The organism is Mycobacterium sp. Aquia_216 (assembly GCF_026723865.1).
Classification (GTDB): domain Bacteria; phylum Actinomycetota; class Actinomycetes; order Mycobacteriales; family Mycobacteriaceae; genus Mycobacterium.
Genome location: NZ_CP113529.1, coordinates 3,722,017 through 3,748,807, shown reverse-complemented (window position 1 = coordinate 3,748,807; position 26,791 = coordinate 3,722,017). Strand labels below are relative to the sequence as shown.

Sequence of the window (26,791 nt, the reverse complement as noted above, 5' to 3'; positions counted from 1 at the left end):
CTGGGGACCGGCCGAGATGGGATGGGAAGCGGCAGACGGGGTTCAGGACACGTCGGCATCGAGTCCGACAGCGGACAGGGCCGGTGGCCCGCTGCTGTCGAGCCAGCTGAGGAGGTCGCACACGGCGTTGGTGCAGGTTCCACAGCCAGTGGTGGCGCGGGTGGCGGCTGCGACCGCGGCAAGGTCGTTGGCCCCGGCCCGCCAAGCGGTGACGAGTTGACGCTTGTGCACGCGGTTGCAGTCACAGATCACGGCGTCATTCGGGATGCGTTCCACGGAGACGTGGTCAGCGTTGGAGTCGGTCGTGGTGCCGAACAGGAAGCCGAGTCGGTCGTGAGGAACGGCGATGTGGCGGGAGTACCAGTGGGCCACGGTAGAAGCAGTCTGGGGTAGGCCGACGACGACTGCGCCGGCGACCTTGCCGTCGTGGATGACAACCTTGAGGTAGTGCCCACCGGCGGGGTCGTTCAGAGTGATGACCTCACAATCGTCGCTGTCGGGTGGCTTAGAAGCGTCGCCTACGGCGGTGACCTCGATCCCGGTCGCCTTGAGTCGGATGATCACCTCGCTGCCGACGTAGCGGGTATCGGACATAGTTCGGGTGAGCACGTCCGCTAGGACGGCCGCCTGTTCCCACGCCGGGGCTACGAGTCCGCTGGGGGCGCCAGGGTGCGACGCGCAATCCCCGATGGCATAGATGCGTGGGTCTGAGGTCCGCAGTTGATTGTCGACGACAATCCCGTTCCGGGTGACCAGGCCGGCGTCCCGCGCGAGCCGGGCATCGGGCCTCACGCCGACGGAGACGACGACCAGATCAGCTGGCAGCACGTCGCCCGTGGTGAGAGTCACAGTCGTGGCATCCATCGATGTGACTTCGACGCCCAATCGCACCTCGATACCTAGGTGTTCGAGAACGCCGACGAGGACCCGGCCAGCCCCGGCGTCGAGCTGTCGCTCCATCAGGTGTCCCCCGCGGTGGACGACCGTGACGGGATTGCCGCGCCCGGCCAAGGCTCGCGCTGCTTCCAAGCCCAGGAGGCCGCCACCGATGACGACGACAGGTGCCTCGGATGACGTGGCCCTGCGGAGGATCGCTTGGCTGTCATCGAGAGTCCGAAAGAGTACGACGTTGGGTGCCAGGTCACCGGTTCCAATGGTCATGCCAGGGATCGGTGGCACCAAAGGCACGCCGCCCGTGGCGAGGACCAGGTCGTCGTAGGCGAAGGTGCGTCCATCTGCCGTCGTGACGCTGCGATGGTTCGGGTCGACGTCGGTGACGACGCACGAAAGGTGGTGGTCGACCCCGTGTGGGATCTCGTCGGGGGCGTGCATCCAGATGGCGTCGGAGGACATCGTGCCTGCGAGGACGTTGGACAACAGAACCCTGTTGTAGGCCGGATGGGGTTCGCCACCTAAGACCGTGATGCGAACGAGCTCGCCGCTGGGGTCCTTCTGACGGAGGTCGTCGATCAGCCGGGCGGCCGCCATCCCGTAGCCGACGATGACAACATGACGTGGCTCGCGGCCGTTGCGGTCTGGCCGGATCGGCACGGCGGGTGCGCGGACAGGCGGGGTCATCAGGCGTCCTCCGAGAGTGCAACGGGTTTGAGACGGACAGCGGAGACCTTGAACTCGGGCATCTTGGACAAGGGATCGAGCACCGGATTGGTGATGAGGTTGGCCCGACCGGCGCCCGGGAAGTGGAAAGGCAGGAAGACGGTGTTGGGACGCAACGTCGTCACGCACCGGACGCGCGCGGTCACTGCGCCCCGGCGCGATTCAACGAGCGTGAGGTCACCGTCGCTGAGCCCGGCGCTCGACGCAGTCTCGGGGTGCACCTCGACGAAGCACTCGGGCTCGGATTTCATGAGTTCGAGGACTCGTCGGGTCAGGCTGCCGGATTGGTAGTGCTCCATGACGCGTCCGCTGGTGGCGATCAGAGGATAGTCCGCGTCGGTTGGCTCGGCGGGGCCGACGTGGTCGACAGCGACGAGGCGAGCTCGGCCGTCGGGGTGGCCGAACCGGTCGAGGAACATGCGGGGCGTTCCAGGATGCCCGGGGCCCGGGCACGGCCAATGGATTCCATCGCCCGAGGACAGCCGGTCGTAGTTGATTCCGCTGTAGTCGGCCGTACCGCCAGCAGACGCCGTGGCGAGCTCGTCGAACACCCTCTGGGGCGCGGTCGGGAAGCGTTCGGCAGGCTGTCCTAGTCGCACGGCGATGCCGTGCATGACGTCGAGGTCGCTCTTGACGCCAGAAGGCGGCTCGACGACCTTGCGGCGGAGCAGGACTCGTCCCTCGAGGTTCGTGATGGTGTTGTCCTCTTCGGACCACCATCCGACTGGGAAGACGACGTCAGCGAGTGCGACGGTCTCGGACGGCACCATATCGGAGACGACGAGGAACTCAAGCGCGTCGAACCGCGCCTCGACGACGGCGGAGTTGGGCGCTGTTACAGCCAGGTTGCTCCCAAAGGAGATGATGGCCTTGGGGCCCTCTGGCGTACCAATGGAGTCAATGAGCTCCCACGAGGTCAGCCCGACGCTGGGCAGGTCGTCGGGGTCGACGCCCCAGACCTTCGCGACGTGGGCTCGGGCGTCGGGGTCGACCAGCTTCCGGTAGCCAGGTAGCTGGTCCGGCTTCTGTCCGTGTTCACGGGCCCCCTGGCCGTTGCTCTGCCCCGTGATGCAGCCGTAGCCGGAGCCGTGGCGGCCAGGAAGCCCTAGGGCGAGGGCGAGGTTGATCCAGCCAGTCACCATGTCGACGCCACTGGAGTGTTGCTCGGTCCCACGGGCAGTCAGCACGTACGCATTGGCCGCCTCGGCGAGCAGTCGGACGGCGCGCCGCTGCTCGGCGGCGGGGACACCGGTCGCCTGCTCGGCTCGTTCGGGCCACCACTGGGAGGCTACGCGCCACGCTGCATCGAATCCGTGGGTGCGTTCTTCGAGGAAATCGTGGTCGGCCAGTCCCTGTTCGATCACGGCATGGAACATGCCGAGGGCCAGGGCGAGGTCGGTACCGGGGGATGGCTGGAGGTGGAGGGATGCCTTGTCCGCGGTGGGGGTGCGACGCGGATCGACGACCACGAGCCCGCCTGATCGGATGGCTCGCGCGAGGTGCTGGGTGAAGGGCGGCATGCTAGCCGCGACGTTGGCTCCGATGAGAAGGACCGCGTCCGCTTCTCCCACGTCTGTGAGTGGGAAGGGAAGGCCGCGGTCGAGTCCGAGCGAACGGTTGTTGGCGAAAGCGGCCGACGACATGCAGAAGCGACCCGGAGCGGAGTCGACGTGGCGGGTGGCCAGCGCGACGCGGGCGAACTTGCCCAGCATGTAGGCCTTCTCGTGAGCGAGGCCTCCGCTTCCGAGCGCTGCGACCGCGTCGCGGCCGTGGCGTTGCTGAATGTCGATAATCCGCTCGGCCACGTAGTCGAGCGCTTCGTCCCACGTGACCGGGCGCAGCGCGTCGCGGCGTTGCCTTCGCATCAGCGGTTGGGTGAGTCGATCGGGGCTCTTGAGTGGCTCCGCGGCGTTCCAGCCCTTGGAACACAGCCCGCCGCCGCTGGTGGGGAAGGGCCGGGGAGCGATGGTGAGCAGGCCATCGGGAGTCGCCGGCGCGGTCACCTTCATCCCGCATTGCAGGGCGCAGTAGGGGCACTGCGTCTCGATGGTGGTGGTGTCGATCTGGCGGATCGGCGTCGTCATGGTCGCGCGCCCCGGTGGAGGAGAGTCCGGGTCGTGGCCGTGATGCCGAAAGGTGTGGGGGCGAACATCGCACTTCCGATCGTGGTCAAGGATTGCTCTGTCTGTGACCTGTGCAGGCTTCAGGGGCGATGGCGATGGACGCCGTCGTCCTGGACCTTGTCGGCCCCCGAATCAAATGTTCGGTTATCAGAAAGTTGGTGCCAACCTCATGGGCAGACATCGAGTCACCCAAATCAGACAAATGCGCCGGAGTATTGCGACTTCGTGAATTAGGTTAGGTTTCAGAAACCTGTTCGAAACTACGATGCTCTTTTTTCCGAAACATTTCTGCGATTACTGATGCTCGGCCGTTAGGCTGGAGCAGCGTGCCGAAATCCCGCCTGCCGAAAGGCGAGGTTGAGATGCCGGGGCCTACGGCGCCATATTCCGGGCCGCGCCAGTGGTCCGGAAACGTGCGCGATAGGCGCTGGGAGAGATCCCGAGGTTGCGCCGGAAGCTGCGACGCATGGCCTCTGCTGAGCGGAATCCGCTGCGACGAGCGACGATCTCCTGGGCGAGGTCCTCCCTCACCAAGAGCACCTTGGCGGCCTCGAGCCGTGTCTGTTCGACGTAGCGCGCTGGTGTCATTCCCACCTCATCGCGGAAGAGTCGGGTGAGATGGCGCTCGCTGACGGAGACCCGAGCTGCCAGAGACGGAACGGTGTGGTCGCCGGCGGGGTTGAGGGCGACGGCGTCCAGTGCTTCGCGCAGCCCGGTCGTGGTCGGAGCACCCGTCTCGTTCCAGACGCTGAACTGCGCCTGGCCGCCGGGGCGCTGCATGAAGACGACGAGCCATCGCGCGACGCGGCGTGCGACGTCGGTTCCGAAGTCGTTCTCCACGAGTGCGAGGGCGAGGTCGGTTCCTGAGCTGATCCCTGCTCCGGTGATGTAGCGCCCGTCTTCGACGAACAAGGCATCGGGATCGACATCGATCCCTGAATACCTTTCGGCCAACTCGGTGCAGTGTGCCCAATGGGTGGTGGCCCGTCGGCCGTCGAGCAGTCCTAGTTCGGCGAGGATGAACGCGCCGGTGCACACGGAAGCGACGCGCTTGGACCGAACAGCCAACTGGCGCACCAGATTCAGGGCATCAGGAACGTGGTCGGGAGTGATCTCTTCAGGGATGTCATGCGTTCCTGGGGTGAAGTAGAAGTCGCCCGGGACTCCTCCGGGAACGAGGAGGATATCGATCGTTCGAGGAGCGCGCGCCAAGGGGCGGTCGGCCGCCAAGCGCGTGAAGGCGGTGGTGGCAACGGGCCTGCCCTCGGGAGAGATCAGGAGCACTTCGTAGTTGGCGCCGAAGTCGTTGGCGCGCGCGAATATCTCGAGTGGCGCAGCAACATCTTGAAGGGTGACCTTGTCGTAGATGGCGATCACCACGGTGCGCCGGCGCATTTGTTCGAGGTGTGTGGACGTCATTCGAATTACCTTTGGTTTCTGTGGGCCCGCGCCGTCCGGATTGGTTGGAAATTCGTCCGTCCTGGCCCTGTACATGACTGTATTCAGCTCGCATGATTCATGATTGGAGCGACCTCGAACCGAGGGACTCTGAGACAGTCCGTCGGGGTGGAACAAAGGGGTTCCTCAGGGCCCGTTTCGGAATTTTATCCGTTCTGAATTCGGCCATGGGTGGCGTCACGATATCGGGCAGTGGAATCCGCGGCAACCACCTCAAACCTATCGGCAATCACGTCGTCGCGGGCGAGGACGGGACGCTCGGCCACAGCGCAACGAGGAGAGTGGAGTCCGTCGGTGAAATTGCAGCATGCGCTCGGGGGCCTGGAGGGCCTCGGTCCCCTGGGCTACGAGCGTCGGGTGTTCGTGCAGGCCTGGGAGACCAGGATCTTCGGCATACACGTTGCATTGATGGGATTGAGCTCTTCACTTCGCGGGGCCTTGCCCGGGTACGACCTGGACGCGACCGGCACCACCTTCGCCACGCCGTGGACCTGGGCCGACCTGCGCAAGGGCGCTGAAGCGATGAATCCCCTCGACTACTTCAAGTTCAGGTACTACGAGAGGTGGCTGGCCGGGATCAGCGGCTACTGTGTCGAGCAGGGCTACATCACGGCCGACGAGTTGGACGCGGCTACGAGCCACTTCCGCGACGAGACCGACGCCCCACTTCCGGTGGCCGCCGCCGGGGCGATCGATGCCCAGGTGATCCGCTACCTACGTGAAGGCGACTCAGCCCGTCGGAGCGGAGCGAAGCCACGGTTTCGCGTCGGCGACCGCGTCCGGGTCGCCAATCCACCGACGGGGTCTCACACCCGTCTGCCGGGCTACCTCCGCAACAAAGTCGGTGTCGTCGAGTCGACGGCTGAAGGCACCTACACCTACTTCTGCAGCACTGGCGGTGATGGCCTGGGGGATCCCGTCCCCGTCCACGTCGTCTGCTTCTCCGGGGAGGAGCTGTTCGGCGAGGTCGCAGAGACCAACCCAAGCCCCGTCTACGCCGAGCTCTACGAGCCCTACCTGACCACCCTCCACCAGTGAGGAGCCCAGCCGGATGAATGATCGATTCAACCATCCGCACGACCGGGAGACGGAGAGCGCCGCAAAGGTGCGGGCGCTCGAGGCCCTTCTGATAGAGAAGGGAGTGATCGCCTCGACGACGGTCGACAAGGTGTTGGGCTACTTCGAATCGGAGATGACCCCCCTCAACGGTCAAAAGATCGTGGCGCGCGCCTGGGTTGACCCGGAGTTCGCTCGCCTGCTGGCTGCCGACGCCCCGGCCGCGATCGCAATGCTCGACCTGCCCGAAGGGATGGCGGGCGCCGAGGGGGAGCACATTGCTGCAGTCGTGAACGAGGAAGGGGTGCACAACCTGGTGATCTGTACTTTGTGTTCCTGCTTCCCGTGGCCGGTGTTGGGTCTGCCGCCGTACTGGTACAAGGATCCGGTGTTCCGAGCCCGGGCTGCGCGCGAGCCGCGCAGAGTCCTGACCGAGCTCGGTGTTCTGCTGTCCGATGACACCGAGGTTCGGGTGTGGGACTCCAGCGGTCATTCGCGCTGGTTCGTCATCCCGGCCCGGCCCGCCGGCACCGACGGGTGGTCTGAAGAACAGCTCGCGTCGCTGGTGACGACCGAATCGATGATCGGGGTCGAGATCATCCCGCCACAGGGCGAGTTGGCTGCCGCCGGGGCCATCCCGTGAGCAGCGGGGACGAGATCGACGTCCTGACGTACGACGCGAACGGTCGGGTCCATTTCCACGAGGCCTGTGTGATCGATACGAACCAACCCCAGTTCGAGGCGGACTGGCATCGTCGTGCCTTCGGTCTTGCCGTGGCGCTCTCCGAGTTCGGCCACTACACCTGGGACGACTTCCAGGAGGCGTTGATCAAGGAAATCGACGCGTGGGAGTCCAGAGCTCGGGCGTCCTCGCCGTGGGCGTACTACGACCACTGGGTTCATGCCCTGGAACGGGTGGTAGAGGCCCACGGACTGCTGGTCGAGGGTTACGTCGGTCCCCGTGACCGGGACGAGCACGAAGAACCACCCGGACAGCGGGCTGCCCCCTGACCCCATCGACCGACGTCTCGCCGGCGCGCGTGGTGGGCCGATCGTCATCGATGCGGCTCGCCATTGACCCAGCCTGATTGATCCCAGCCAGGAGCTTCACCCATGCACATCGAACCCGATGTCGTCGATGGCGCCAAGCTGGCACCCTCTGTCGACGGCCGCCGGTGGTGGCGCCAAAGCCGGGTTGTCGAGGGTGATGGTGCAATATGTGTCGTCGAGAAGTTCTGCGACCTCAATCCATTCACGTCGTGACATGCTGAAGGAATGCCCGAAGACGAACGCCGCCGCGGCTGCTGGTGTCCACCCTGATCGCATTCGTCATCGGACTCAGCGCGGTGGCCTGGTTCCTGCGGTTTTTGGTACAACACAGCATGTACTGGTTCGTGGGCTACCCGGGTGTGGCCGGAATCATCGTGCTGATCCTGCTGGCGAAGGGGACGGTGGCCGCGACGTGACTGTCATTCTGTTGCGCCACGGGCGCTCGACCTCGAACACCGCGGGCGTGCTGGCCGGCCGTTCCGAGGGCGTCGACCTCGACGACAAGGGCCGCGAGCAGGCCGTCGGGCTGATCGACCGCATCGGCGACCTGCCGATCCGCGCGCTGGTCACCTCGCCGCTGCTGCGCTGCCGGAACACGGTCGCCCCGCTGGCCGAGGCGCTGTGCCTGGAGCCGCTCGTCGACGACCAACTCGCGGAGGTGGACTACGGCGAGTGGACCGGTCGCAAGATCGGCGAGCTGGCCAAGGAACCGCTGTGGCGGGTGGTGCAGGCTCACCCCAGCGCGGCGGTGTTTCCCGGTGGCGAGGGGCTGGCACAGGTGCAGGCGCGCGCGGTGGCCGCGGTGCGGGAACACGACCGGCGGCTGGGCGACGAGCACGACGGCGATGCGCTGTGGGTGGCTTGTACTCACGGTGATGTCATCAAGTCGTTGATCGCGGACGCCTACGGCATGCACCTGGACGGCTTCCAGCGTGTCACCGCGGATCCGGCGTCGGTGAGTGTGATCCGGTACACGCCGCTGCGGCCGTTCGTGTTGCACGTCAACCACACCGGCGGACGGCTGGCCGCCGCATTACGAGCCGGGCCGCCACCCAAGACTGACGCCGAAGCCGACAAACCAGAAGAGCCGCAACAACAACCGGCCGAGGCGGAACCGTCGAGCGACGCGGTGGTCGGGGGATCCACAGATTGATTCCGCTGCGGCAACCGCATCGAATCGCCTAGCGACCGCAACAGCCGGTATTTTGGAGGTGCCATGCCTCGCGCAATCCATGTCTTCCGCACACCCGACCGCTTCGTGGCCGGAACCGTCGGTCAGCCCGGTAATCGCACCTTCTACATCCAGGCGGTCGGCGATTCCCGCGTGGTGTCGGTGGTGCTGGAGAAGCAACAGGTCGCGGTGCTCGCCGAACGCATCGGTGCACTGCTGCTCGAGGTGAACCGCCGGTTCGGCACACCCGTGCCGCCGGAGCCCGCCGAGGTCGATGACCTCAATCCGCTCATCACGCCCGTCGACGCGGAATTCCGGGTCGGGACGATGGGCCTGGGCTGGGACTCGGAAGCCCAGACCGTTGTGGTCGAACTGCTGGCCGTCACCGATGCCGAGTTCGACGCCTCGGTGGTGCTCGACGACACCGACGAAGGTCCCGACGCGGTGCGCGTGTTCTTGACCCCGGAATCGGCGCGGCAGTTCGCCACCCGATCCAGCCGCGTGATCTCGGCGGGACGCCCGCCATGCCCCCTGTGCGACGAACCGCTGGACCCTGAGGGTCACATTTGCGCGCGCGCCAACGGCTATAAGCGAAGTGCGCTGCTCGGGCCCACCGATGACGCCCCTGAATAACGAGCATGACGATCGTGAGGTCTTGCGGGACGGCGAGCTGACGGTCCTCGGACGGATCCGCTCGGCCAGTAACGCCACCTTCCTGTGCGAGGCCACGCTGGGCGAGTCCAGCGTGCACTGCGTCTACAAGCCGATCTCCGGCGAGCAGCCGCTCTGGGACTTCCCCGACGGCACGCTGGCCGGCCGTGAACTCGCCGCGTATCAGGTATCGACGCAATTAGGCTGGAACCTGGTGCCCTACACCATCATTCGCCACGGGCCGGCGGGCCCCGGCATGCTGCAGCTGTGGGTGCAGCAACCCGGCGACGCCGTGGACACCGACCCGCGGCCGGGACCGGATCTGGTCGACCTGTTTCCCGCCGACCGGCAGCAGCCGGGTTATCTGCCGGTGCTGCGAGCCCACGACTACGCCGGCGACGAGGTCATCCTGATGCACGCCGACGACATTCGCCTGTGGCGGATGGCGGTGTTCGACGTGCTGGTCAACAACGCCGACCGCAAGGGCGGCCACGTCCTGCGCGACCTCGACGGCCACGTCTACGGCGTCGACCACGGCGTGTGCCTGCACGTCGAGAACAAACTGCGCACGGTGCTCTGGGGATGGGCCGGTAAACCGATCGACGACTCGACCCTGCAGGCCGTCGCCCGTCTGGCCGACGCGGTGGGTGACGAGTTCGGCGACGCGCTGGCCGGGCAGATCACCCGGACGGAGATCGCGGCGCTGAGCATGCGGGCGCACGCGCTGCTGGACAACCCGGTGATGCCCGTGCCCAGCCGGCATCGCCCCATTCCCTGGCCCGCGTTTTAGGGTCCGGCATCGCCGTCGGCGATACTGAAGCGGTGAGCTCTGCTGCCGATGAGATGACTGATGCTGCATTAGCCGCCGATCTCGCCGCCGACGCGGGGGAGCTGCTGCTGAAAGTGCGCGAGGAGGTCGGGTTCGGTCATCCCTGGATGCTCGGCGACGCCGGCGACAGCCTGGCCAACGAGCTGATCCTGCGCCGGCTGCGCGCCGAGCGCCCGGACGACGCGGTGCTCAGCGAGGAAGCTTACGACGATCTGCAGCGGCTCAACCACGATCGGGTGTGGATCATCGACCCGGTGGACGGCACCCGCGAGTTCTCCACACCGGGGCGTGACGACTGGGCGGTACATATCGCGCTGTGGCAGCGTCCGACCGATGGCCGGCGCGAAATCACTGATGCGGCAGTTGCTTTGCCCGCTCGGGACAACATCGTGTATCGCAGCGACACCGTGACCGACAGCCAGGCGCGGGTCGGTATCCCGCACACGTTGCGGATCGCCGTCAGCGCCACCCGGCCACCGGCGGTGCTGCACCGCATGCGCCAGTCGCTCGCGATCCAGCCGGTGGCGATCGGCTCGGCGGGCGCCAAGGCGATGGCCATCATCGACGGCGATGTCGACGCCTATCTGCATGCCGGCGGGCAATGGGAATGGGATTCGGCCGCGCCGGCCGGTGTGGTGATGGCCGCGGGTATGCACGCGTCGCGGCTCGACGGCTCCCCGATGCGCTACAACCAGGAGGACCCGTACCTGCCCGACTTCGTGATGTGTCGCGCCGAGGTGGCGCCGATCCTGCTCGGCGCCATCCGCGACGCCTGGCACTGACCGCCACGCCTGACCTGATTGCCCGCCTCGCCCCCTCGCTCGCCGCGCGGCTGGGAGTACCCCACAGCAGGCCGCTGCACGGCCCGCATCGTCGCCGGGCCTAAAGTCGACAGCATGCAGTCGTGGCCTTCCGCACAGGTGCCGGTGATGCCCGGACGCGGCCCGGAGCTACGGCTGTACGACACCTCCGATCGCCAGGTCCGCCCGGTGGCGGCCGGGTCGACCGCCACCATGTACGTCTGCGGGATCACGCCTTACGACGCCACACATTTGGGCCACGCGGCCACCTATCTGGCGTTCGATCTGATTCACCGGCTGTGGCTGGATCTGGGCCACGGCGTGCACTACGTGCAGAACGTCACCGACGTCGACGACCCGCTGTTCGAGCGGGCCAGGCGAGACGGCATCGACTGGCGTGAGCTCGGTGATCGCGAGGTGGCGCTGTTCCGCGAGGACATGGCCGCGTTGCGGGTGTTGCCGCCGCGCGAGTATGTCGGGGCGACCGAAGCCGTAGCCGAAGTGGTGGAGCTCGTCGAAAAGATGCTCGCGTCGGGGGCGGCATACGTCATCGACCCGGAGGTAGGGGAATATCCGGACGTCTACTATCGCGCGGATGCCACGCCGCAGTTCGGCTACGAATCGGGCTATGACCGCGAGACCATGCTGCGGCTGTTCGCCGAGCGCGGCGGCGACCCGGACCGCGCGGGCAAGACCGACGAACTGGACGCACTGTTGTGGCGGGCCGAACGGCCCGGGGAGCCCAGTTGGCCGTCACCGTTCGGCCCGGGCCGGCCCGGCTGGCACGTCGAATGCGCTGCGATCGCGCTCAGCCGCATCGGCAGCGGCTTGGACATCCAGGGTGGCGGCACCGACCTGATCTTCCCGCATCACGAGTTCACTGCCGCACACGCCGAATGTGTAAGGAATGAAAGGCGATTCGCTCGCCACTACGTCCACGCCGGGATGATCGGCTGGGACGGGCACAAAATGTCGAAGAGTCGCGGCAACCTGGTGCTGGTGTCGGGGCTGCGCGCGCAGGGCGTTGAGCCGTCGGCCATTCGGCTCGGTCTGCTGGCCGGGCACTATCGCGCGGACCGGTCGTGGAGCCCCCAGCTGGTCGACGAGTCGGCCGCGCGGCTGCAACGTTGGCGCACCGCGACCGCGCTGCCCGCCGGCCCGGACGCGGTCGATGTCATCGCGCGGGTGCGCCAGTACCTGGCCGATGACCTTGACACACCCAAAGCGATTGCCGCACTTGATGGTTGGGCCACTGACGCACTCGAGTACGGCGGTCATGACGCCGAGGCGCCGCGGCTGGTGGCTACCGCGATCGATGCGCTTCTCGGGGTGGAACTCTAGATTCGGCGAAAGGTACGTTGACGGCCATGACATCGGTGCAGGGCAAAGTCGTTCTCATCACCGGGGGCGCCCGGGGAATCGGTGCGGAGGTAGCCCGCCGGCTGCACACCAAGGGCGCCAAACTCGTCGTGACCGACCTCGACAAAGCCGCACTGGACACGCTGGCCGCCGAACTCGGCGGCGACGAGCACGTGCTGACCGTGGTCGCCGATGTGCGCGATCTGGCCGCCATGCACGGCGTCGCCGATCGGGCCGTCGAACGTTTCGGCGGCATCGACGTCGCGGTGGCCAACGCCGGAATCGCCAGCTACGGGTCGGTGCTGCAGGTCGACCCGGAGGCATTCCGGCGGGTGCTGGATGTCAATCTGCTCGGCGTCTTTCACACCGTGCGCGCGACCCTGCCAGCGCTGATCGACCGGCATGGCTATCTGCTGATCGTCTCGTCGCTGGCGGCATTCGCGGCGGCCCCGGGAATGGCGTCCTATGACGTGTCGAAGGCCGGTAATGAGCATTTGGCCAATGCGCTACGCCTGGAGGTCGGTCACCGCGGCGTCGGCATCGGCGTGGCGCACATGTCCTGGATCGACACGGCGCTGGTTCGTGACACCAAGTCCGACCTGCCCTCGTTCACCTACCTGCTCAAGCGGCTGCCATGGCCGTTGAACAAGACGACCGACGTGGACAGCTGCGCGACGGCGTTCGTCAAGGGCATCGAGGGCCGCAAGGACCGGGTCTACTGCCCGGGCTGGGTGGTCGCGTTTCGCTGGCTCAAGCCGGTGCTGTCCACCCGTGCCGGTGAGCTCCCGATTCGCAGAGCCGTCACGGAAATGGTGCCTCAGATGGACGCCGAGGTTGCCGCGCTCGGCCGCTCCACCAGCGCCTACAACCAGGAGCTGGGGAAAGCCTAGCGCTTCACCAACGCACGGTGGCCGCCGCCACCCGTTTGCGCACGGCGAACCAACCTACGACCAGTGCGGGAGCGATGACGATCAGCGATGCGACGGTCCAGGTGCCAACCGGTCGATCGAAAGCCATCAGCACCACGATGCAGACCAAGAACGCCAGGGTGACGTAGCCGCTGTACGGGGTGAACGGCGTGCGGAACGCGGGCCGCTCCATCGCCCCGTCATTGGTCAGCTTGTAGAACCGAAGCTGACACAACACGATCGTGGCCCAGGACGCGACGATGCCCAAAGCGGCGTCGCTGAGCACGATTTCGAAGGCTTCGCCAGGGTTGAAGGCGTTGAGCGCGATGCCGAAAAGGCAGATGACGGCGGTCATCGCGATTCCGCCATACGGCACACCACGTTTCGTCATCCGCATGGCGAACTTGGGGCCGCTGCCGCTCATCGCCAGCGAGTGCATGACCCGGCCGGTCGAATAGAGTCCCGCGTTCAGGCTGGACAGCGCGGCGGTGATGACCACGATGTTCATCAGGTCGCCCGCGCCGTGGAAGCCGATCTTCGAGAAGAACGTGACGAACGGGCTTTCGCCGGCCTTGTAGGCGGTGTAGGGCAACAGCATCGCCAGCAGTGCCACCGATCCGACGTAGAACACCGCGATGCGGACGATCACGGAATTGATCGCACGCGGCATGATCTTCTCCGGATCGGCGGTCTCACCGGCGGCGATTCCCACCAATTCGACACCGGCATAAGCGAATACCACGCCCGAGGCGGTCACCGCCAGTGGTATCACACCGGTCGGGAACAGGCCGCCGTGGCTGGCCCATATTCCGGGGCCGGTGCCGTGCCCGTCGATCTGAAATCGCCCGGCTAAGAACACAATTCCCACGACCAGGAAGGTGACAAGGGCGAAAACCTTGATCAGTGCCGCCCAAAACTCCAGCTCGCCGAACCACGCGACGGAGATCATGTTCATCGACAGCACCACCACCAGGGCAATGAGCGCAAGAACCCACTGTGGGATCGCGCCGAAGGCCGTCCAATGGTGCAGGTAGGTGGCGATTGCGGTGGTGTCGACGATCGAGGTCATGGCCCAGTTCAGGAAATACATCCAGCCGACCACGAAGGCGGCTTTCTCGCCGAAGAATTCACGGGCGTAGGAAACAAACGAGCCCGACGACGGACGATGCAGCACCAGCTCGCCCAATGCGCGCAGCATGAAGAAGACGAATATTCCGCACATCCCGTACACCAGGAACAACCCGGGCCCGGCCTTGACCAGCCGGCCGCCGGCGCCGAGGAACAGGCCGGTACCGATCGCGCCACCGATCGCGATCATCTGAAGTTGGCGGGGCTTGAGCCCCTTGTGATAACCGGCCTCCTCGTTGGGGACCGCCGGCGGGGACGGGTCCGGCTCGGGCGTGTCAGGCAGGGCGGTCATGGCGGTCCGATCGTCGTCGTTGGCCCAACCCGCGGGGGCGCCCCGAATCGCCTAGACCGGGGTCTGTAAATCCGGTTGGTTTGCCAGCGATCTTTTCGTAGTCGGCCCAGGACGGCAACAGGACGATCCGGTCCGTTACTTCCCGAAGCCCGGACGGCGGCGGCGCAGGTAGCGCTCGAACTCGGCCGCCAGCGCGTCGCCGTCGATGTTGCCCAGGGCCTCGTTCACGTCGACCTCCGCGTCGCCGCGTTGCTCCAGCGACTGCACGTATTCGGCCAGGTCCTCGTCCTCGGTGGCCATCTCGGTGACCGCCTGCTCCCACTCCTCGGCCTGGGCGGGCAAATCCTCCAACGGAACCTCGATGTCGAGCACGTCTTCGACGCGGCGCAGCAGTGCCACCGTCGCTTTCGGGTTCGGCGGGTGCGACACGTAGTGCGGCACCGCGGCCCAGAACGTCACCGCCGGGATCCCGGCGGCCACGCAGGCGTCCTGGAATACCCCGGCGATACCGGTCGGACCCTCGTAGCGGGTCTCCTGCAGGCCGAAACGCTGCGCGGACTCGGGGGAGTAGGCCGCGCCCGAGACCGGCACCGGTCGCGTGTGCGGTGTGTCGGCCAGCAGTGCGCCGAGGATCACGACCGTGTCGACGTTGAGCTTGTCGGCAATCGCCACCAGCTCGGCACAAAACGTGCGCCAGCGCATGTTGGGCTCCACCCCGTGCATCAACACGATGTCGCGGTCGCTGCCGGGTGGCCGACAGTGGGTGATCCGCATCGCCGGCCACACCAGTTCGCGGGTAACCCCGTCGACTTGACGGATAACCGGGCGGTTCACCTGGTAGTCGTAGTACGCCTCGTCATCGATCTCCACGATCGGATGGGCTTCCCAGATGGCATCCAGGTGCTCCAGCGCGTCGCTGGCCGCGTCACCGGCGTCATTCCAGCCCTCAAACGCCGCGACGACGATCGTGTTGTGCAGTTCGGGCAGCGCAGAGGCTTCCGGGCCACGATCAGGCGGAGTCACAGAATCAGCGTAAGGCCTGCCCGCTCGGCGACGGCCCCCAGCCGCGCGGCCAGCCAGTGCACCAGGGCATTCGCATAGGTCGACTATCCTTAAGGCGTGACTGCTGCGCGTGAAGACGACTACGACACGGAGCTCCGGGCGACGTCAACAACCGGCGTCGACGCGGTCGATACGAAACACGTTCGGCTGCAATCTGGTTAACTTGGGTAACTAAAGACATTGCCGACAAGATCCGCGAGCTGGTGCTCAAGGGCGCCGAAATCCCAAGCGGATCGGGTCGAGCTGGGCGTCCAGACGTCGGATGACGACGTAGACTTTTCTGGTCGAGAGGCGTTGCAACGGTTCTCCGGTCCCCGCCGGTATCCGCCACGCTCGGCAGAGTTAAGGACGCCTTCCGCTACGGAAGGAACGTGCGTGAACGCCTCGAACAACGCCGCTGAGACCGCTTCTGGGTCGGACACCTTCGTGCCGAACATCCGCCCGGACTGCACCGACGAACTGAAGGCTGCTCTGCGCCAGCGGATCATGGTGATCGACGGCGCGATGGGCACGGCGATCCAGCGGGACCGGCCGGACGAGGCCGGTTACCGCGGCGAGCGGTTCATCGAGTGGCCGACCGCCCTTCAGGGCAACAACGACCTGCTCAACCTGACCCAGCCGCAGATCATCGAGGGAATCCACCGCGAGTACCTCGAGGCGGGGGCCGACATCCTGGAGACCAACACGTTCAACGCGAACGCGGTCTCGCTCTCCGACTACGACATGCACGAGCTGGCCTACGAGCTCAACTACGCGGGCGCCGCCCTGGCGCGGGCGGCCGCCGACGAGTACAGCACCCCGGAGAAGCCCCGCTACGTCGCCGGCGCCATCGGACCGACGACCCGGACCGCGTCGATCTCGCCCGACGTCAACGACCCCGGCGCCCGCAACGTCTCCTACGACCAGCTGGTGGCCGCCTACCTCGAAGCCGCCAACGGCCTGGTCGACGGCGGTGCCGACCTGCTCATCATCGAGACGATCTTCGACTCGCTGAACGCGAAGGCGGCGGTGTTCGCCGTCGAGACGCTGTTCGAGGACCGCGGCCGACGCTGGCCGGTGATCATCTCGGGCACCATCACCGATGCTTCCGGGCGGACGCTGTCCGGTCAGGTCACCGAAGCGTTCTGGAACGCGATCAGACACGCGCGACCGCTCGCGGTCGGCCTCAACTGTGCCCTGGGCGCACCGGAGATGAGGCCCTACATCGCCGAGATGTCGCGCATCGCGGACACTTACGTCTCCTGCTACCCGAACGCCGGCCTGCCCAACGCCTTCGGCGAGTACGACGAGTCCCCCGAGCGTCAGGCGAGCTATATCGCCGACTTCGCCGAGGCCGGCCTGGTCAACCTGGTCGGTGGGTGCTGCGGAACGGCGCCGCCGCACATCGCCGAGATCGCCAAGGTCGTCGAGGGCAAACCGCCGCGGGTGCTGCCAGATATCCCGGTGGCCACCCGGCTTTCGGGGCTGGAACCGCTCAACATCACCGACGACTCCCTGTTCGTGAACATCGGCGAGCGCACCAACATCACCGGCTCCGCCCGGTTCCGCAACCTGATCAAGGCCGAGGACTACGACTCCGCGCTGTCGGTCGCCCTGCAGCAAGTCGAGGTCGGTGCGCAGGTCATCGACATCAACATGGACGAAGGCATGATCGACGGCGTCGCCGCGATGGACCGGTTCACCAAGCTGATCGCCGCCGAGCCGGACATCAGCCGCGTCCCGGTGATGATCGACTCGTCCAAGTGGGAGGTCATCGAGGCGGGCCTGAAGAACGTGCAGGGCAAGCCGATCGTCAACTCGATCTCCATGAAGGAGGGCGAGGAGAAGTTCATCCGGGAGGCACGGCTGTGCCGCAAGTACGGCGCCGCCGTCGTCGTGATGGCCTTCGATGAACAGGGTCAGGCCGACAACCTGGAGCGCCGCAAGGAGATCTGCGGACGCGCCTACCGGATCCTGACCGAAGAGGTCGGCTTCCCGGCCGAGGACATCATCTTCGACCCGAACTGCTTCGCGTTGGCGACCGGTATCGAGGAGCACGCGACCTACGGGATCGACTTCATCGAGGCCTGCGCCTGGATCAAAGAGAACCTTCCCGGGGTGCACATCTCCGGCGGCATCTCGAACGTCTCGTTCTCGTTCCGCGGCAACAACCCCGTCCGCGAGGCGATCCACGCGGTGTTCCTGTACCACGCCATCAAGGCCGGCCTGGACATGGGCATCGTCAACGCCGGCGCGCTGGTGCCCTACGACTCGATCGACCCCGAGCTGCGGGACCGCATCGAGGACGTCGTCCTGAACCGCCGCGAGGACGCGGCCGAAAGGCTCCTGGAAATCGCGGAGCGGTTCAACAAGTCGGAGAAGACCGAGGACCCGAAGGCGGCCGAGTGGCGCAGCTTCCCGGTCCGCGAGCGGATCACGCACGCCCTCGTCAAGGGGATCGACGCCCACGTCGATGCCGACACCGAGGAATTGCGGGCCGAGATCGCCGCCGCGGGTGGTCGCCCGATCGAGGTGATCGAGGGCCCGCTGATGGACGGCATGAACGTCGTCGGCGATCTCTTCGGCTCGGGCAAGATGTTCCTGCCTCAGGTCGTGAAGTCGGCCCGGGTGATGAAGAAGGCCGTAGCGTACCTGCTGCCGTACATCGAGGCGGAGAAGGAAGAATCCGGTGCCTCCCAAGATGGAAAAGCCGGGAAGGACACCAACGGCACGATCATCATGGCGACCGTCAAGGGCGACGTCCACGACATCGGTAAGAACATCGTCGGGGTCGTCTTGCAGTGCAACAACTTCGAAGTGATCGACCTCGGTGTGATGGTGCCGGCCGAGAAGATTCTGGCCGCGGCGAAGGAACACGAGGCCGACATCATCGGGCTGTCCGGGCTGATCACCCCGTCGCTGGACGAGATGGTCAACTTTGCCGTCGAGATGGAACGCGAGGGGCTCGAGATCCCGCTGCTGATCGGCGGCGCGACTACCTCGCGGGCGCACACGGCGGTGAAGGTATCGCCGCGCCGTAGCGGTCCGGTGGTCTGGGTCAAGGACGCGTCCCGCTCGGTGCCGGTGGCTGCCGCGCTGCTCGACGACAAGCAGCGTCCAGCCCTATTGGAGGCCACCGAGAACGACTATGCAGCCCTGCGCGAGCGGCATGCCCAGAAGAACGAGCGGCCGATGCTGACGCTGGAGAAGGCCCGCGCGAACCGGACGCCGATCGAGTGGGACGGTTACACGCCGCCGGTGCCCGCGCAAGGTGTGGGCGTACGAGAATTTCATGATTACGACCTCGCCGAGCTGCGCGAGTACATCGACTGGCAGCCGTTCTTCAACGCCTGGGAGATGAAGGGCAGGTTCCCCGACATCCTCAACAACCCGGTGTCGGGCGAGACGGCCCGCAAGCTGTACGACGACGCCCAGGAGATGCTCGACACCCTGATCAAGGAGAAGTGGCTCACGGCCAACGGGGTGATCGGATTCTTCCCCGCTAACGCAGTGGGCTCAGGCGGTGAAGATATCGAGGTCTACACCGACGAGACCCGTAGCGAGGTGCTGACCACGCTGCACAACCTGCGCCAGCAGGGCGAGCACCGGGACGGCATCCCGAACCGGTCGCTGGGCGACTACATCGCGCCCAAGGACACGGGTCTGGCCGATTACGTCGGCGCCTTCGCCGTCACCGCAGGCCTCGGCAGCCAGGACAAGATCGCTGAGTTCAAGGCAGCCAATGACGACTACAGCGCGATCCTGCTGGAGTCGATCGCCGACCGGCTGGCAGAGGCTTTCGCCGAACGGATGCACCAGCGGGTCCGCAAGGAGTTCTGGGGATTCCAGCCGGACGAGCAGCTGGACAACGAGGCACTCATCAACGAGAAGTACAGGGGAATCCGCCCCGCCCCCGGCTACCCGGCCTGCCCGGAGCACACCGAGAAGGCGACGCTCTGGAAGTTGATGGACGTTCGGGAGCGCACCGGCATCGAGCTGACCGAGTCGATGGCGATGTGGCCCGGTGCCGCCGTCAGCGGCTGGTATTTCTCGCATCCGCAGTCGCAGTACTTCGTGGTCGGCCGGATGGCCCAGGACCAGGTCGCCGACTACGCGAAGCGCAAGGGCTGGACCCTGGCCGAAGCCGAGCGCTGGCTCGGCCCCAACCTCGGCTACAACCCGGAGGACTGAGGCAACCCGTTTCAGTCCAGCACTGCCGACAGGTAGCCCGAGGATCCACCGAACGAAGCCAGCTCGTCCTGGGGCACCTGAAAGCCGTTGGCGGCGAAGGCTTGCTCGGTGGTCCGGATGTCGACGCGCCAGCCGCGCTCGGTGAGGTACTCGCCGGCGGCATTGCGGTCTCCGGTGTAGAACAACTCGGCCAAATTGATCTCGGAGCCGATACGCCGCGACCTTTCGGTGAGCTTTTCCGCCCAATCCGCGGGAATGTTGCGGAAATCCATGTGCTCGCAGGCAATCCGGCTGCCCGGCGCCGACAGCGCAGCGACGCTGTCGAACAAGCGGTCCTGCGCCTCCGGCGGCAGGTAGACCAGCAGGCCTTCGGCGCTCCACGCGGTCGGCTTCGCGGGATCGAGTCCGGCGTCGACGAGTGCGGCGGGCCAGTCATCGCGCAAGTCGATCGCGACCGTGCGACGTTCTGCGGGGGGCTTCGCACCCAGGTCGGCCAGCGTGCGGGTCTTGAAGTCGATCACGCCGGGTTGGTCGATTTCGTAGACCACCGTGTCCGCCGGCCACGGTAGCCGGTAGGCCCGGGTGTCCAGGCCGGACGCCAGAATCACGGCCTGCCGGATGCCCGCATCGGCGGCTTGCAAGAAGAAGTCGTCGAAGAACCGGGTACGCACGGCAATCTGCTCGAGCACGGCCTGCCGCTTCAACACGGGATCGTCGGTGTCGCCGAGCTTTCCGTCGATCAGCTTGATGAAGGTGTCGCTGCCCACCGCACGCACCAGGGGATCGGCCCACGGGTCGTTCAGCAGCGCATCCGGCCCCTGCGAAGCCATCGCGCGCTGTGTCGCGACCGCGGTCGCGGTCGCGCCCACGCTGGACGCCAAATCCCAGGTGTCATTCTCGGTGCGCGCCATGCCGGGCCCCTTCTAGTCTCTGCGTTAGTTAGGTGGCTTAATTACTACCGCCACTGTACGCGGAGACCGGACGGGCCACCCGCGACTAGATGCGCAGGACCGAGCCCAGCGCGGAGAGCGGGATGTGCGCTTGCACGGTGCCGCCGTCCATGTACCACTGCGGGAGGCCGGGCGAGAAGTTGATCGGCTCGTCGTGGCCGACGGGGTAGTCCGGCATGTAGATGATCAATTCGTCGGGGGTCAGGGCCCACGCCTTGTACGCACCGGAGTAGACCTTGTCGGGGGTCCAGCGGTCCACCTGAAACGGATAGCTGCCCGGATCATGCGGCGGTGGTGCTTGATTGAGCGCGGTTTCGATGAAGGGTTGCGCCAGCGGCGGGATCGCGGTCAGCGGATTCGACGTCGTCAGATCCGACAGCTGCAGCCGCCTGCCGCTGGCCATGTCGAACGTGAAGGTGCGGTAGGCGTTGTTGGGCTGGGGCCCGTTGGCGTGGTAATCCTCGTGGAACACCGCGCTGAGCAGGTTGCCGTGCTGGAAGATCTGATAGTTCTCTTCGCCGTAGCTGTCGGCGGCCATGTGCGCATTAGCGTTGCGCCAGTTGTTGACCAGCGTGTGCAAGTAGTCGCGCACCACCCCGCTGGTGGTGAGGTTGTCGATGAGCTCGCCGGGCACCGCGACCTTGATGTCGCGCACGGCATTGCGTTCCGAGGTCGCCGACGTGTGGCAGTATTGACCGTCCCAGTCGCCACCGAGCTCGCCGCAGAAGGACGGGGCCGAGGCGCGCGCGTACGCAGCGTTGGGAATCGTTGCGGCGGAGGCTAATACGATCGCCGCGAGGAGCCTTCGGATCACAGTAGCTGCACCTTGCTGGCCCGCCAGCGACCGTCGACCTTCTCCATGGTCATCTTGATCCTGCTGCGGTCGATGCGCGGGTCGGGTGACGTGGAATTCGCTACCGTTTGGTCGATAAAGACCAGCACGACAACCTTATTCGTAGATTCGGACTGTATGGCCGAGTCCACCACCACCCCGTGTGCGCTGGCTTTGTTGTCGATCAAAAGTTGCCGAAGCTGGACGCTGGACTGGGTGTACATGTCCTTGAACTCGCCGGTCGCGCCGTCCAGTACCTGCCGGAAGTTCTCGTCGACCTTGTTCGAGTCGATGCTCGTCAGCACTTGTGCGTAGGCGATGGCCGCTTGCTGGGCCTGTTGGCCGGCTAGCTCGACTTGATGCTGTTGCCATAGCTTCCAGCCGAGGAAGCCGGAAACCGCAAGTGAGGCAACGAGTAACAGCGGCAGCGCGCTGCGGCGCAGATATCGCCCCCAGGGCCGATTGCGGAGCGAGGTCCTCTCGCGCTCCGGCTTCTTGGCTTGACGCCCGAACGGAATATCCTCGTCGTCTTCACCGTTCGCTTCGGTGTCCTCGGGGTCGGTGTCCCCGGAGTCGGCGTCGGTCTCCTTGGCATCCACGTCGTCGTCTTCGGCGTCGGTGCCGTCGACGTCGTCGGGTTCGGCTTCTGCGCCTGGCGCTTCGGGCATTTCGGCCTCGGCACCTTTCTCGGAGGTAGCGGTCACAAGCAACTCCTTCTGAGCTTAGATCGGTCCTAGTGCGGCGGTTCGATCGGCAGCGGGGGACCGCCGTAGGGTGTGGGAATTGTGAAGCGGCCCTTGGGGGTCGGATCGGTTCGGCGCCCCAGGTCCGCTCCGGCCGGTGGACCGGCGGTGTCGTCGCCGCCCGGCCGCGGCGCGTTCTTGGCTCCCCGGATTGAGACGGCGGGGTCGGTGTCGCGGCAGTAGGTGTACATGAACGGCTCGTAGTAGTCGGCGGCCGAGGGGGGATGGGCGGGCGTTCCGTAGTCACACACGTAGCGAGGGTAGAGGTCGGCGATCGCCCACACACCGTGGTCGTGAAACGCGCTGGACACGGCGTCGAGCACCGAGCCGCGGTAGTCGGGGAACAGCGCGTTGAGCGCCGGCACTCGCACGTACAGGAGCTGCGACAGCGTGGCCATGCTGCCCAGCAGCTGCACCATGGTGTCGGAATTGTCGGAGAACAAGTTGTCGACGGCCGACAGCGTGCGCGGTGTCTGTGCGGTGAGCCGCCGGTAGCCGGCCTGCATTCGGGCGACGCCGGACAGCGTGTGGTTGAGTTCGGTCGCGGTGGCGGCCAAGCCGGCGTCTTTATCGCTGGCCAGAGTGAGTACCACCCGGCTGGTCTTGATGATGCTGGTGGTCTGGGGCAGCACCGAATCAAGCGTCGACAGCAGGAAAGTGCCGCCGTCGACGATCGCCGCCAGCTTCGCCGGGCCCTCCTTGCTCAGGCTCAGTTCCTTCTTGATCAGCTCGACCTTGCGCGGGTCGACCTGCGCCAGCAGCCCGTCGGCGTCGCCGAGCAACTGCGCCAGGCTGACCGGCACGGTCGCATGGTCCAGCGCGATGCGGCTGCCGTCGTGCAGATACGGCCCGGCGTCGGATGCGGCTTCGAAGTTGATGTACTGCTCACCGGCCGGCGACAGCGCCGACACGTGCACGACGCTGTTCGCCGGGATCCGCACCGTCGACGAGATGCTGGCGACGGCGTTGATACCGGTGTCGGTGATGCGCAGCGATTCGACCCGTCCAATCCGCACGCCGCGCAACGCCACATCCTGATTGGGCAGCAAGCCGCCGGATTCCGGCAATTGCACGGTGACCCGGTAGGACGACGCGAACGGCGTGACCCGCAGTGCACCGATCAGCAGATAGGCGGTTCCCACCACCAGGGTCAGCACCAATCCGGCCACCGAGAGCCAGACCTGTTGGCGGTGACCGGCCCGCACCGCGCGGACCACCACGTTGGCGATGTCGGCGATCATGGCTGCGGTCCAGGAGGTGGTGGGCCCGGCGCCGGCGGGGGCGGACCGGGGGCGACATCGATTTGGCCCGGGATATTCGGGTCGGGAACAACGGGAACCTGCGCAGAATTCGGTCCCCTGCCGACCACCCGCTCCTGTAGACGCCACAGGGTGTACTTCAGGGTGCCGACGAGCAGGTTCATGTTGTAGTGGTGTGGTCCGTGCAGCCCGATGTCACCGGGATAGCCGATGTCGGGGAGCGATCCGAGGATCAGCTTGTCCACACCCACGTGCACCGATATCGCGCTTCCCGACGTCGATTTGACCAACGGAGGGATCAGTCGGTTGATTGCGTAGAAACTGGTATCCGGACTGACCGCAACGTCATTGGCGGCCCCGGCGATCGTGTTCAGGTCGCGGATGACGCTTCGGCCGCTGGTGTCGGTCCCGCCGATCGACGGGAACCTGGCCAGCAACCGTGAGGTGTCACCCACCTGCACGGCCAGGTTGGACAGCTCGGTGGTGTTGTCGGCCAGCGTTGCGGTGGCCGGCCTGGCCGCGCTCATCAGGTCGGTGATCGTGGCGTCCTTGGCGTCGAGTTGGTCTGCCAGGCGCGACAATTGGGTCAATGCGGCCGAGATCTGGTCGGACCTGGTGTCGAGCGTTCCGACCAGCTGGTTGGACTTGCGGATCAGCTCCCCGAACGCCTGCCCCTGGTCGCCGGTGGCCTTGCCGAAACCGTTGATGATGTTGGTGAAGTTGCGTACGGCTCCGCCGTTCACCAGGATGGCCGCCGAGCTCAGCACCGATTCGACAGTCGCCGCGGCCGCCGTCGAGTCCAGACCGATGGTGTCGCCGTTGCGCAGCACCGGATCGTCGGCGGGATCGTCAGCGGGTGGTTTCAGCGCCACGAACACGTCGCCAAGTGGTGTCGCGGTGCGCAATTCGGCGGTGCTGCCGCGCGGCAGTTGCACGCCGTTTCTGATTCGCAGCGTGGTGACCGCGGTGTAGTTGCGCGCGACCATCGCTTCGACCTGCCCGACATCGGCGCCGGCGAGTTTCACCTTGGCGTTCATCGGAAGGTTGAGCGCGTTGGAGAACACCGCCGTCAACGTGTATCCGCCGGATCCCAGCCCTGGAGCCGGAAGCGGAAGGCTGGCAAGGCCATTCGTGCCGCATCCCGCGGTGATCAACACCGCGCCGGCGATGGCGAGGCATGCCCTGATGGCCGTCATTTCTGCCCCATCGCGGCCATGCCGTCCAGCACGTAGGTCAGCCCGAAATCCGGCCCGAAGTCCTGGATCGTCCCCGTGCTGCATCCGAGCTGTCGAAGGCCCATCAAGTTGCAGATCTCTTTGGTGTACTGACTGTCGAAGACCAGTCGGTCGGTCAGGAAGCGTGCCCGCACGGCACCGTTCGCCCGGTCGATCATGTTGTAGGCGTTGTCGGCGAGCATCGGCGCCACATCAAGGAGTTCGGCGATGTCGCGGCGCTGGTCGGTCACCCGCTTCACGGTGGAGTTGCCGTTGAGCAGAGCCCGCTTGAGGACGTCCCGATTGGCGTCGAGCAGCTCACCGGCCCGTTGGATCAGCTGGTCGAATCGTCTTCCGGTGGTGCCGCTTCCGATGTCCTCGTCGGCCATGATCTGGCTGACTTGGTGGATGGTGGAGGCGAATTCGCGCAGCTTGCCGTCATTTGCCGCCACCGCGTCGAACAGCGTACTGATGTTCTTGACGATCGTGGTGATCTGCTCGCGGGTCTGGGCGCCGCCGTCGCTGGACAATCGTAGCGCCCTGGACAGTTCGTCAAGCGCCGATTTGATCTGGCCGCCGTTGCCCTCGACAACCTTGGTGCCGTTGTTGAGCACATCGGCGACGGGACCGCCGCCGTGGCCGTCTCCCTCGAGCGACTTGGTCACGCGATCGAGAACATTGAGCACGCGGCTGAATTCGACGGGGGTCTTGGTCCGGGTCAAGCCGATGGTGTCGTGGTTCTCCAGGACCGGGCCGCCGCGGTAGGGCGGCGTGAGCTCGATCTGCCGGTCGGTCAGGATCGACGTGGACACCGTGACGGCTTGCGCGGAGGCGGGGACCTTGACGCGGCGGTCGACGGTGAATTCGACGTCGACGTAGCCACCCTTGGCGTCGATCTTGGTGATCTTGCCCACCGGCATTCCCAACACGGCGACCACATTGCCCTCGTAAAGTCCCGAGGCGCTGTCGAATTGGGCCGTCACCGTAATGGTGTCGGCATCGGGCGCCAGACACCACCAGCCGGTGCCGACTGCCGCGGCGAGCACCACCAGAGCGGCTCCGATGGCCGCCGCCTTGGACCGCAGCTTCGATGCCCTCACTTGCAATCCTTGAAGTACTCGATCATCCCGAACTGCTTGGCACGGCCGCTGATTGCGCACATCCACGAATCGATGAGCGGTACGTTGTTGGCGTTGAAATTCACCGCGTTGCCCTCGCCGGTGAGGTTGGCCGCCTCACGGAAGAAGATCGGGCTGATCTGCAGCATGTTTCCCAGCAGGTCGTCGTGTTGGGCCATCATGCCGGTGAAATCGCGAATGTCGGCGATCAACGAGTCCAGACCTGACCGGTCGTTGACCACGATCTGGCTCATGGTGTCGACCAGGTTGGTCAGCGATCGCATCATGGCGTGGAAAACGGCTCGCCGCGCCACGAATTGGCCCAACAGATCCTGGCCCTGGTTGATGAGATTGCCGAGGCCGGCTTGCTGGCGGCGCAATGTGTTGGTCACCCGTTCGGTGCTGGTCAGCAGCCGGCCCAATTGGTCACGGCGCACCGCGATGATGGACGACAGCGAGTTGATGTTCTTCATGGCCTGGGGCACCACCGCGGGCAGGCCCTCGAGCTGCTTGCCCAGCACCGCAAGTGACTGCGCGAATCGGTCGGAGTCAACCTGCTCGAACGTCGTGGTGGCGTCCTGCAATGCCGATTGCAGATCGTAGGGAACCTCGGTGTGCGACAAGTCAAAGGTGTTGTCGGGCAGCGGCGCCGAGCCATCGGGCTGCAAAGCCAGATAGCGCGAACCCAGGATGGTGGTGACCTTGATCGTGGCGCGCGAATCCTTGCCGAGCAGGATGTTGTCCCGAATCTTTAGGCCGGCTTCGACGTGATCGCCAGCGAGCTTCATGCTGGTTACCTCGCCCACCGGAATGCCCGCGACGACCACCGGGTTCCCGGGGTGCAACGAGGCCGCTTGCAGAAACTCCGCGGTGTAATGCCGGTATCCGGCGCCGAAAGCGTGCACGGCCAGCATGGCCCCGATCAGCACCGCAACCACCGCGACGGCGATGAACCCGAGCCACGTCTTGTGGTAGCTCTCCAGCGGACGCTTCTTCATCGC

23 protein-coding genes and 1 pseudogene are annotated in these 26,791 nt (G+C 66.0%); 11 read left to right on the top strand and 13 right to left on the bottom strand.

Going from position 1 to position 26,791, the window contains the following annotated elements; all coding sequences use genetic code 11:
* Positions 1–42 precede the first annotated feature (42 nt).
* From OK015_RS17490 to OK015_RS17480, 3 genes are all read right to left on the bottom strand, one after another.
* Positions 43–1,578, bottom strand: coding sequence for an NAD(P)/FAD-dependent oxidoreductase (locus OK015_RS17490; RefSeq protein WP_268124864.1), 1,536 nt, complete (start codon positions 1,576–1,578; stop codon positions 43–45).
* Complete coding sequence (locus tag OK015_RS17485; protein WP_268124862.1) at positions 1,578–3,701, bottom strand: molybdopterin oxidoreductase family protein; 2,124 nt, start codon at positions 3,699–3,701, stop codon at positions 1,578–1,580. The genes OK015_RS17490 and OK015_RS17485 overlap by 1 nt, the downstream gene beginning before the upstream one ends.
* A 411-nt stretch (positions 3,702–4,112) precedes the next feature.
* Positions 4,113–5,159 (bottom strand): GlxA family transcriptional regulator, encoded by a 1,047-nt coding sequence (locus OK015_RS17480; RefSeq protein ID WP_268124860.1) that lies wholly within the window; start codon positions 5,157–5,159, stop codon positions 4,113–4,115.
* A 333-nt stretch (positions 5,160–5,492) separates the two neighbouring features.
* Between OK015_RS17480 and nthB the strand changes: the two genes are divergently transcribed.
* Genes nthB through OK015_RS17465 form a run of 3 tightly spaced genes read left to right on the top strand, consistent with a single transcriptional unit; the run spans position 5,493 to position 7,265 of the window.
* On the top strand, positions 5,493–6,236 hold the full coding sequence (nthB, locus tag OK015_RS17475) for a nitrile hydratase subunit beta (protein WP_268124858.1): 744 nt from the start codon (positions 5,493–5,495) through the stop codon (positions 6,234–6,236).
* Positions 6,237–6,249: 13 nt separating this feature from the next.
* Positions 6,250–6,897, top strand: coding sequence for a nitrile hydratase subunit alpha (gene nthA / locus OK015_RS17470; protein ID WP_268124856.1), 648 nt, complete (start codon positions 6,250–6,252; stop codon positions 6,895–6,897).
* The gene (locus tag OK015_RS17465) at positions 6,894–7,265 is read left to right on the top strand and encodes a nitrile hydratase accessory protein (RefSeq protein WP_268124854.1); all 372 of its coding nucleotides are present in this window, start codon (positions 6,894–6,896) and stop codon (positions 7,263–7,265) included. The genes nthA and OK015_RS17465 overlap by 4 nt, the downstream gene beginning before the upstream one ends.
* Before the next feature lie 96 nt (positions 7,266–7,361).
* On the opposite strand, the gene OK015_RS17460 is transcribed toward OK015_RS17465, so the two are convergent.
* Entirely contained in the window at positions 7,362–7,520 is a 159-nt protein-coding gene (locus tag OK015_RS17460; RefSeq protein ID WP_268124852.1) for a hypothetical protein, read from the bottom strand.
* A gap of 23 nt (positions 7,521–7,543) precedes the next feature.
* Here OK015_RS17460 and OK015_RS17455 point away from each other — a divergent pair.
* From OK015_RS17455 to OK015_RS17425, 7 genes and pseudogenes are all read left to right on the top strand, one after another.
* Positions 7,544–7,720 (top strand): annotated as a pseudogene (locus tag OK015_RS17455) (undecaprenyl-diphosphate phosphatase); the annotation flags it as partial.
* On the top strand, positions 7,717–8,457 hold the full coding sequence (locus OK015_RS17450) for a histidine phosphatase family protein (protein ID WP_268124850.1): 741 nt from the start codon (positions 7,717–7,719) through the stop codon (positions 8,455–8,457). The pseudogene OK015_RS17455 and the gene OK015_RS17450, both read left to right, overlap by 4 nt.
* A gap of 63 nt (positions 8,458–8,520) precedes the next feature.
* The gene (locus OK015_RS17445; RefSeq protein WP_268124848.1) at positions 8,521–9,108 is read left to right on the top strand and encodes a DUF3090 domain-containing protein; all 588 of its coding nucleotides are present in this window, start codon (positions 8,521–8,523) and stop codon (positions 9,106–9,108) included.
* A complete protein-coding gene (locus OK015_RS17440) occupies positions 9,092–9,916 on the top strand; it encodes an SCO1664 family protein (protein WP_268124846.1) in 825 nt (274 codons plus the stop codon). Before OK015_RS17445 ends, OK015_RS17440 begins: the two co-directional genes overlap by 17 nt.
* Positions 9,917–9,969: 53 nt before the next feature.
* Complete coding sequence (locus OK015_RS17435; RefSeq protein ID WP_268132838.1) at positions 9,970–10,737, top strand: 3'(2'),5'-bisphosphate nucleotidase CysQ; 768 nt, start codon at positions 9,970–9,972, stop codon at positions 10,735–10,737.
* 114 nt (positions 10,738–10,851) lie between these two features.
* Positions 10,852–12,096 carry a cysteine--1-D-myo-inosityl 2-amino-2-deoxy-alpha-D-glucopyranoside ligase gene (gene mshC / locus OK015_RS17430; RefSeq protein WP_268124844.1) on the top strand — a complete coding sequence of 415 codons (1,245 nt, stop codon included), beginning with the start codon at positions 10,852–10,854 and terminating at the stop codon, positions 12,094–12,096.
* 26 nt (positions 12,097–12,122) lie between these two features.
* Positions 12,123–13,004, top strand: coding sequence for an SDR family oxidoreductase (locus tag OK015_RS17425; RefSeq protein WP_268124842.1), 882 nt, complete (start codon positions 12,123–12,125; stop codon positions 13,002–13,004).
* A 4-nt stretch (positions 13,005–13,008) separates the two neighbouring features.
* Here OK015_RS17425 and OK015_RS17420 read toward each other — a convergent pair whose 3' ends face one another.
* Together OK015_RS17420 and OK015_RS17415 are read right to left on the bottom strand one after the other, a co-directional pair.
* Complete coding sequence (locus tag OK015_RS17420) at positions 13,009–14,442, bottom strand: amino acid permease (RefSeq protein WP_268124840.1); 1,434 nt, start codon at positions 14,440–14,442, stop codon at positions 13,009–13,011.
* 135 nt (positions 14,443–14,577) lie between these two features.
* On the bottom strand, positions 14,578–15,465 hold the full coding sequence (locus OK015_RS17415) for a PAC2 family protein (RefSeq protein ID WP_268124838.1): 888 nt from the start codon (positions 15,463–15,465) through the stop codon (positions 14,578–14,580).
* 525 nt (positions 15,466–15,990) lie between these two features.
* On the opposite strand from OK015_RS17415, the gene metH reads away from it, so the two are divergent.
* Positions 15,991–19,674 carry a methionine synthase gene (metH, locus tag OK015_RS17410; protein WP_268132837.1) on the top strand — a complete coding sequence of 1,228 codons (3,684 nt, stop codon included), beginning with the start codon at positions 15,991–15,993 and terminating at the stop codon, positions 19,672–19,674.
* Between the two features lie 11 nt (positions 19,675–19,685).
* On the opposite strand, the gene OK015_RS17405 is transcribed toward metH, so the two are convergent.
* From OK015_RS17405 to OK015_RS17375, 7 genes are all read right to left on the bottom strand, one after another.
* Positions 19,686–20,585: a class I SAM-dependent methyltransferase gene (locus OK015_RS17405; RefSeq protein ID WP_268124836.1), complete on the bottom strand. Its 900-nt coding sequence runs from the start codon at positions 20,583–20,585 to the stop codon at positions 19,686–19,688.
* A gap of 85 nt (positions 20,586–20,670) precedes the next feature.
* Positions 20,671–21,438 (bottom strand): mannan-binding family protein, encoded by a 768-nt coding sequence (locus tag OK015_RS17400; RefSeq protein ID WP_268124834.1) that lies wholly within the window; start codon positions 21,436–21,438, stop codon positions 20,671–20,673.
* Positions 21,435–22,160 carry a tetratricopeptide repeat protein gene (locus OK015_RS17395; RefSeq protein WP_442791125.1) on the bottom strand — a complete coding sequence of 242 codons (726 nt, stop codon included), beginning with the start codon at positions 22,158–22,160 and terminating at the stop codon, positions 21,435–21,437. Before OK015_RS17395 ends, OK015_RS17400 begins: the two co-directional genes overlap by 4 nt.
* A gap of 29 nt (positions 22,161–22,189) precedes the next feature.
* Positions 22,190–23,440 (bottom strand): MlaD family protein, encoded by a 1,251-nt coding sequence (locus OK015_RS17390; protein ID WP_268124832.1) that lies wholly within the window; start codon positions 23,438–23,440, stop codon positions 22,190–22,192.
* Positions 23,437–24,654 (bottom strand): MCE family protein, encoded by a 1,218-nt coding sequence (locus OK015_RS17385; RefSeq protein WP_268124830.1) that lies wholly within the window; start codon positions 24,652–24,654, stop codon positions 23,437–23,439. Before OK015_RS17385 ends, OK015_RS17390 begins: the two co-directional genes overlap by 4 nt.
* Positions 24,651–25,772, bottom strand: coding sequence for an MCE family protein (locus OK015_RS17380; protein WP_268124828.1), 1,122 nt, complete (start codon positions 25,770–25,772; stop codon positions 24,651–24,653). The genes OK015_RS17385 and OK015_RS17380 overlap by 4 nt, the downstream gene beginning before the upstream one ends.
* Entirely contained in the window at positions 25,769–26,788 is a 1,020-nt protein-coding gene (locus tag OK015_RS17375; RefSeq protein ID WP_268132833.1) for an MlaD family protein, read from the bottom strand. The genes OK015_RS17380 and OK015_RS17375 overlap by 4 nt, the downstream gene beginning before the upstream one ends.
* Between the last annotated feature and the right edge of the window lie 3 nt (positions 26,789–26,791).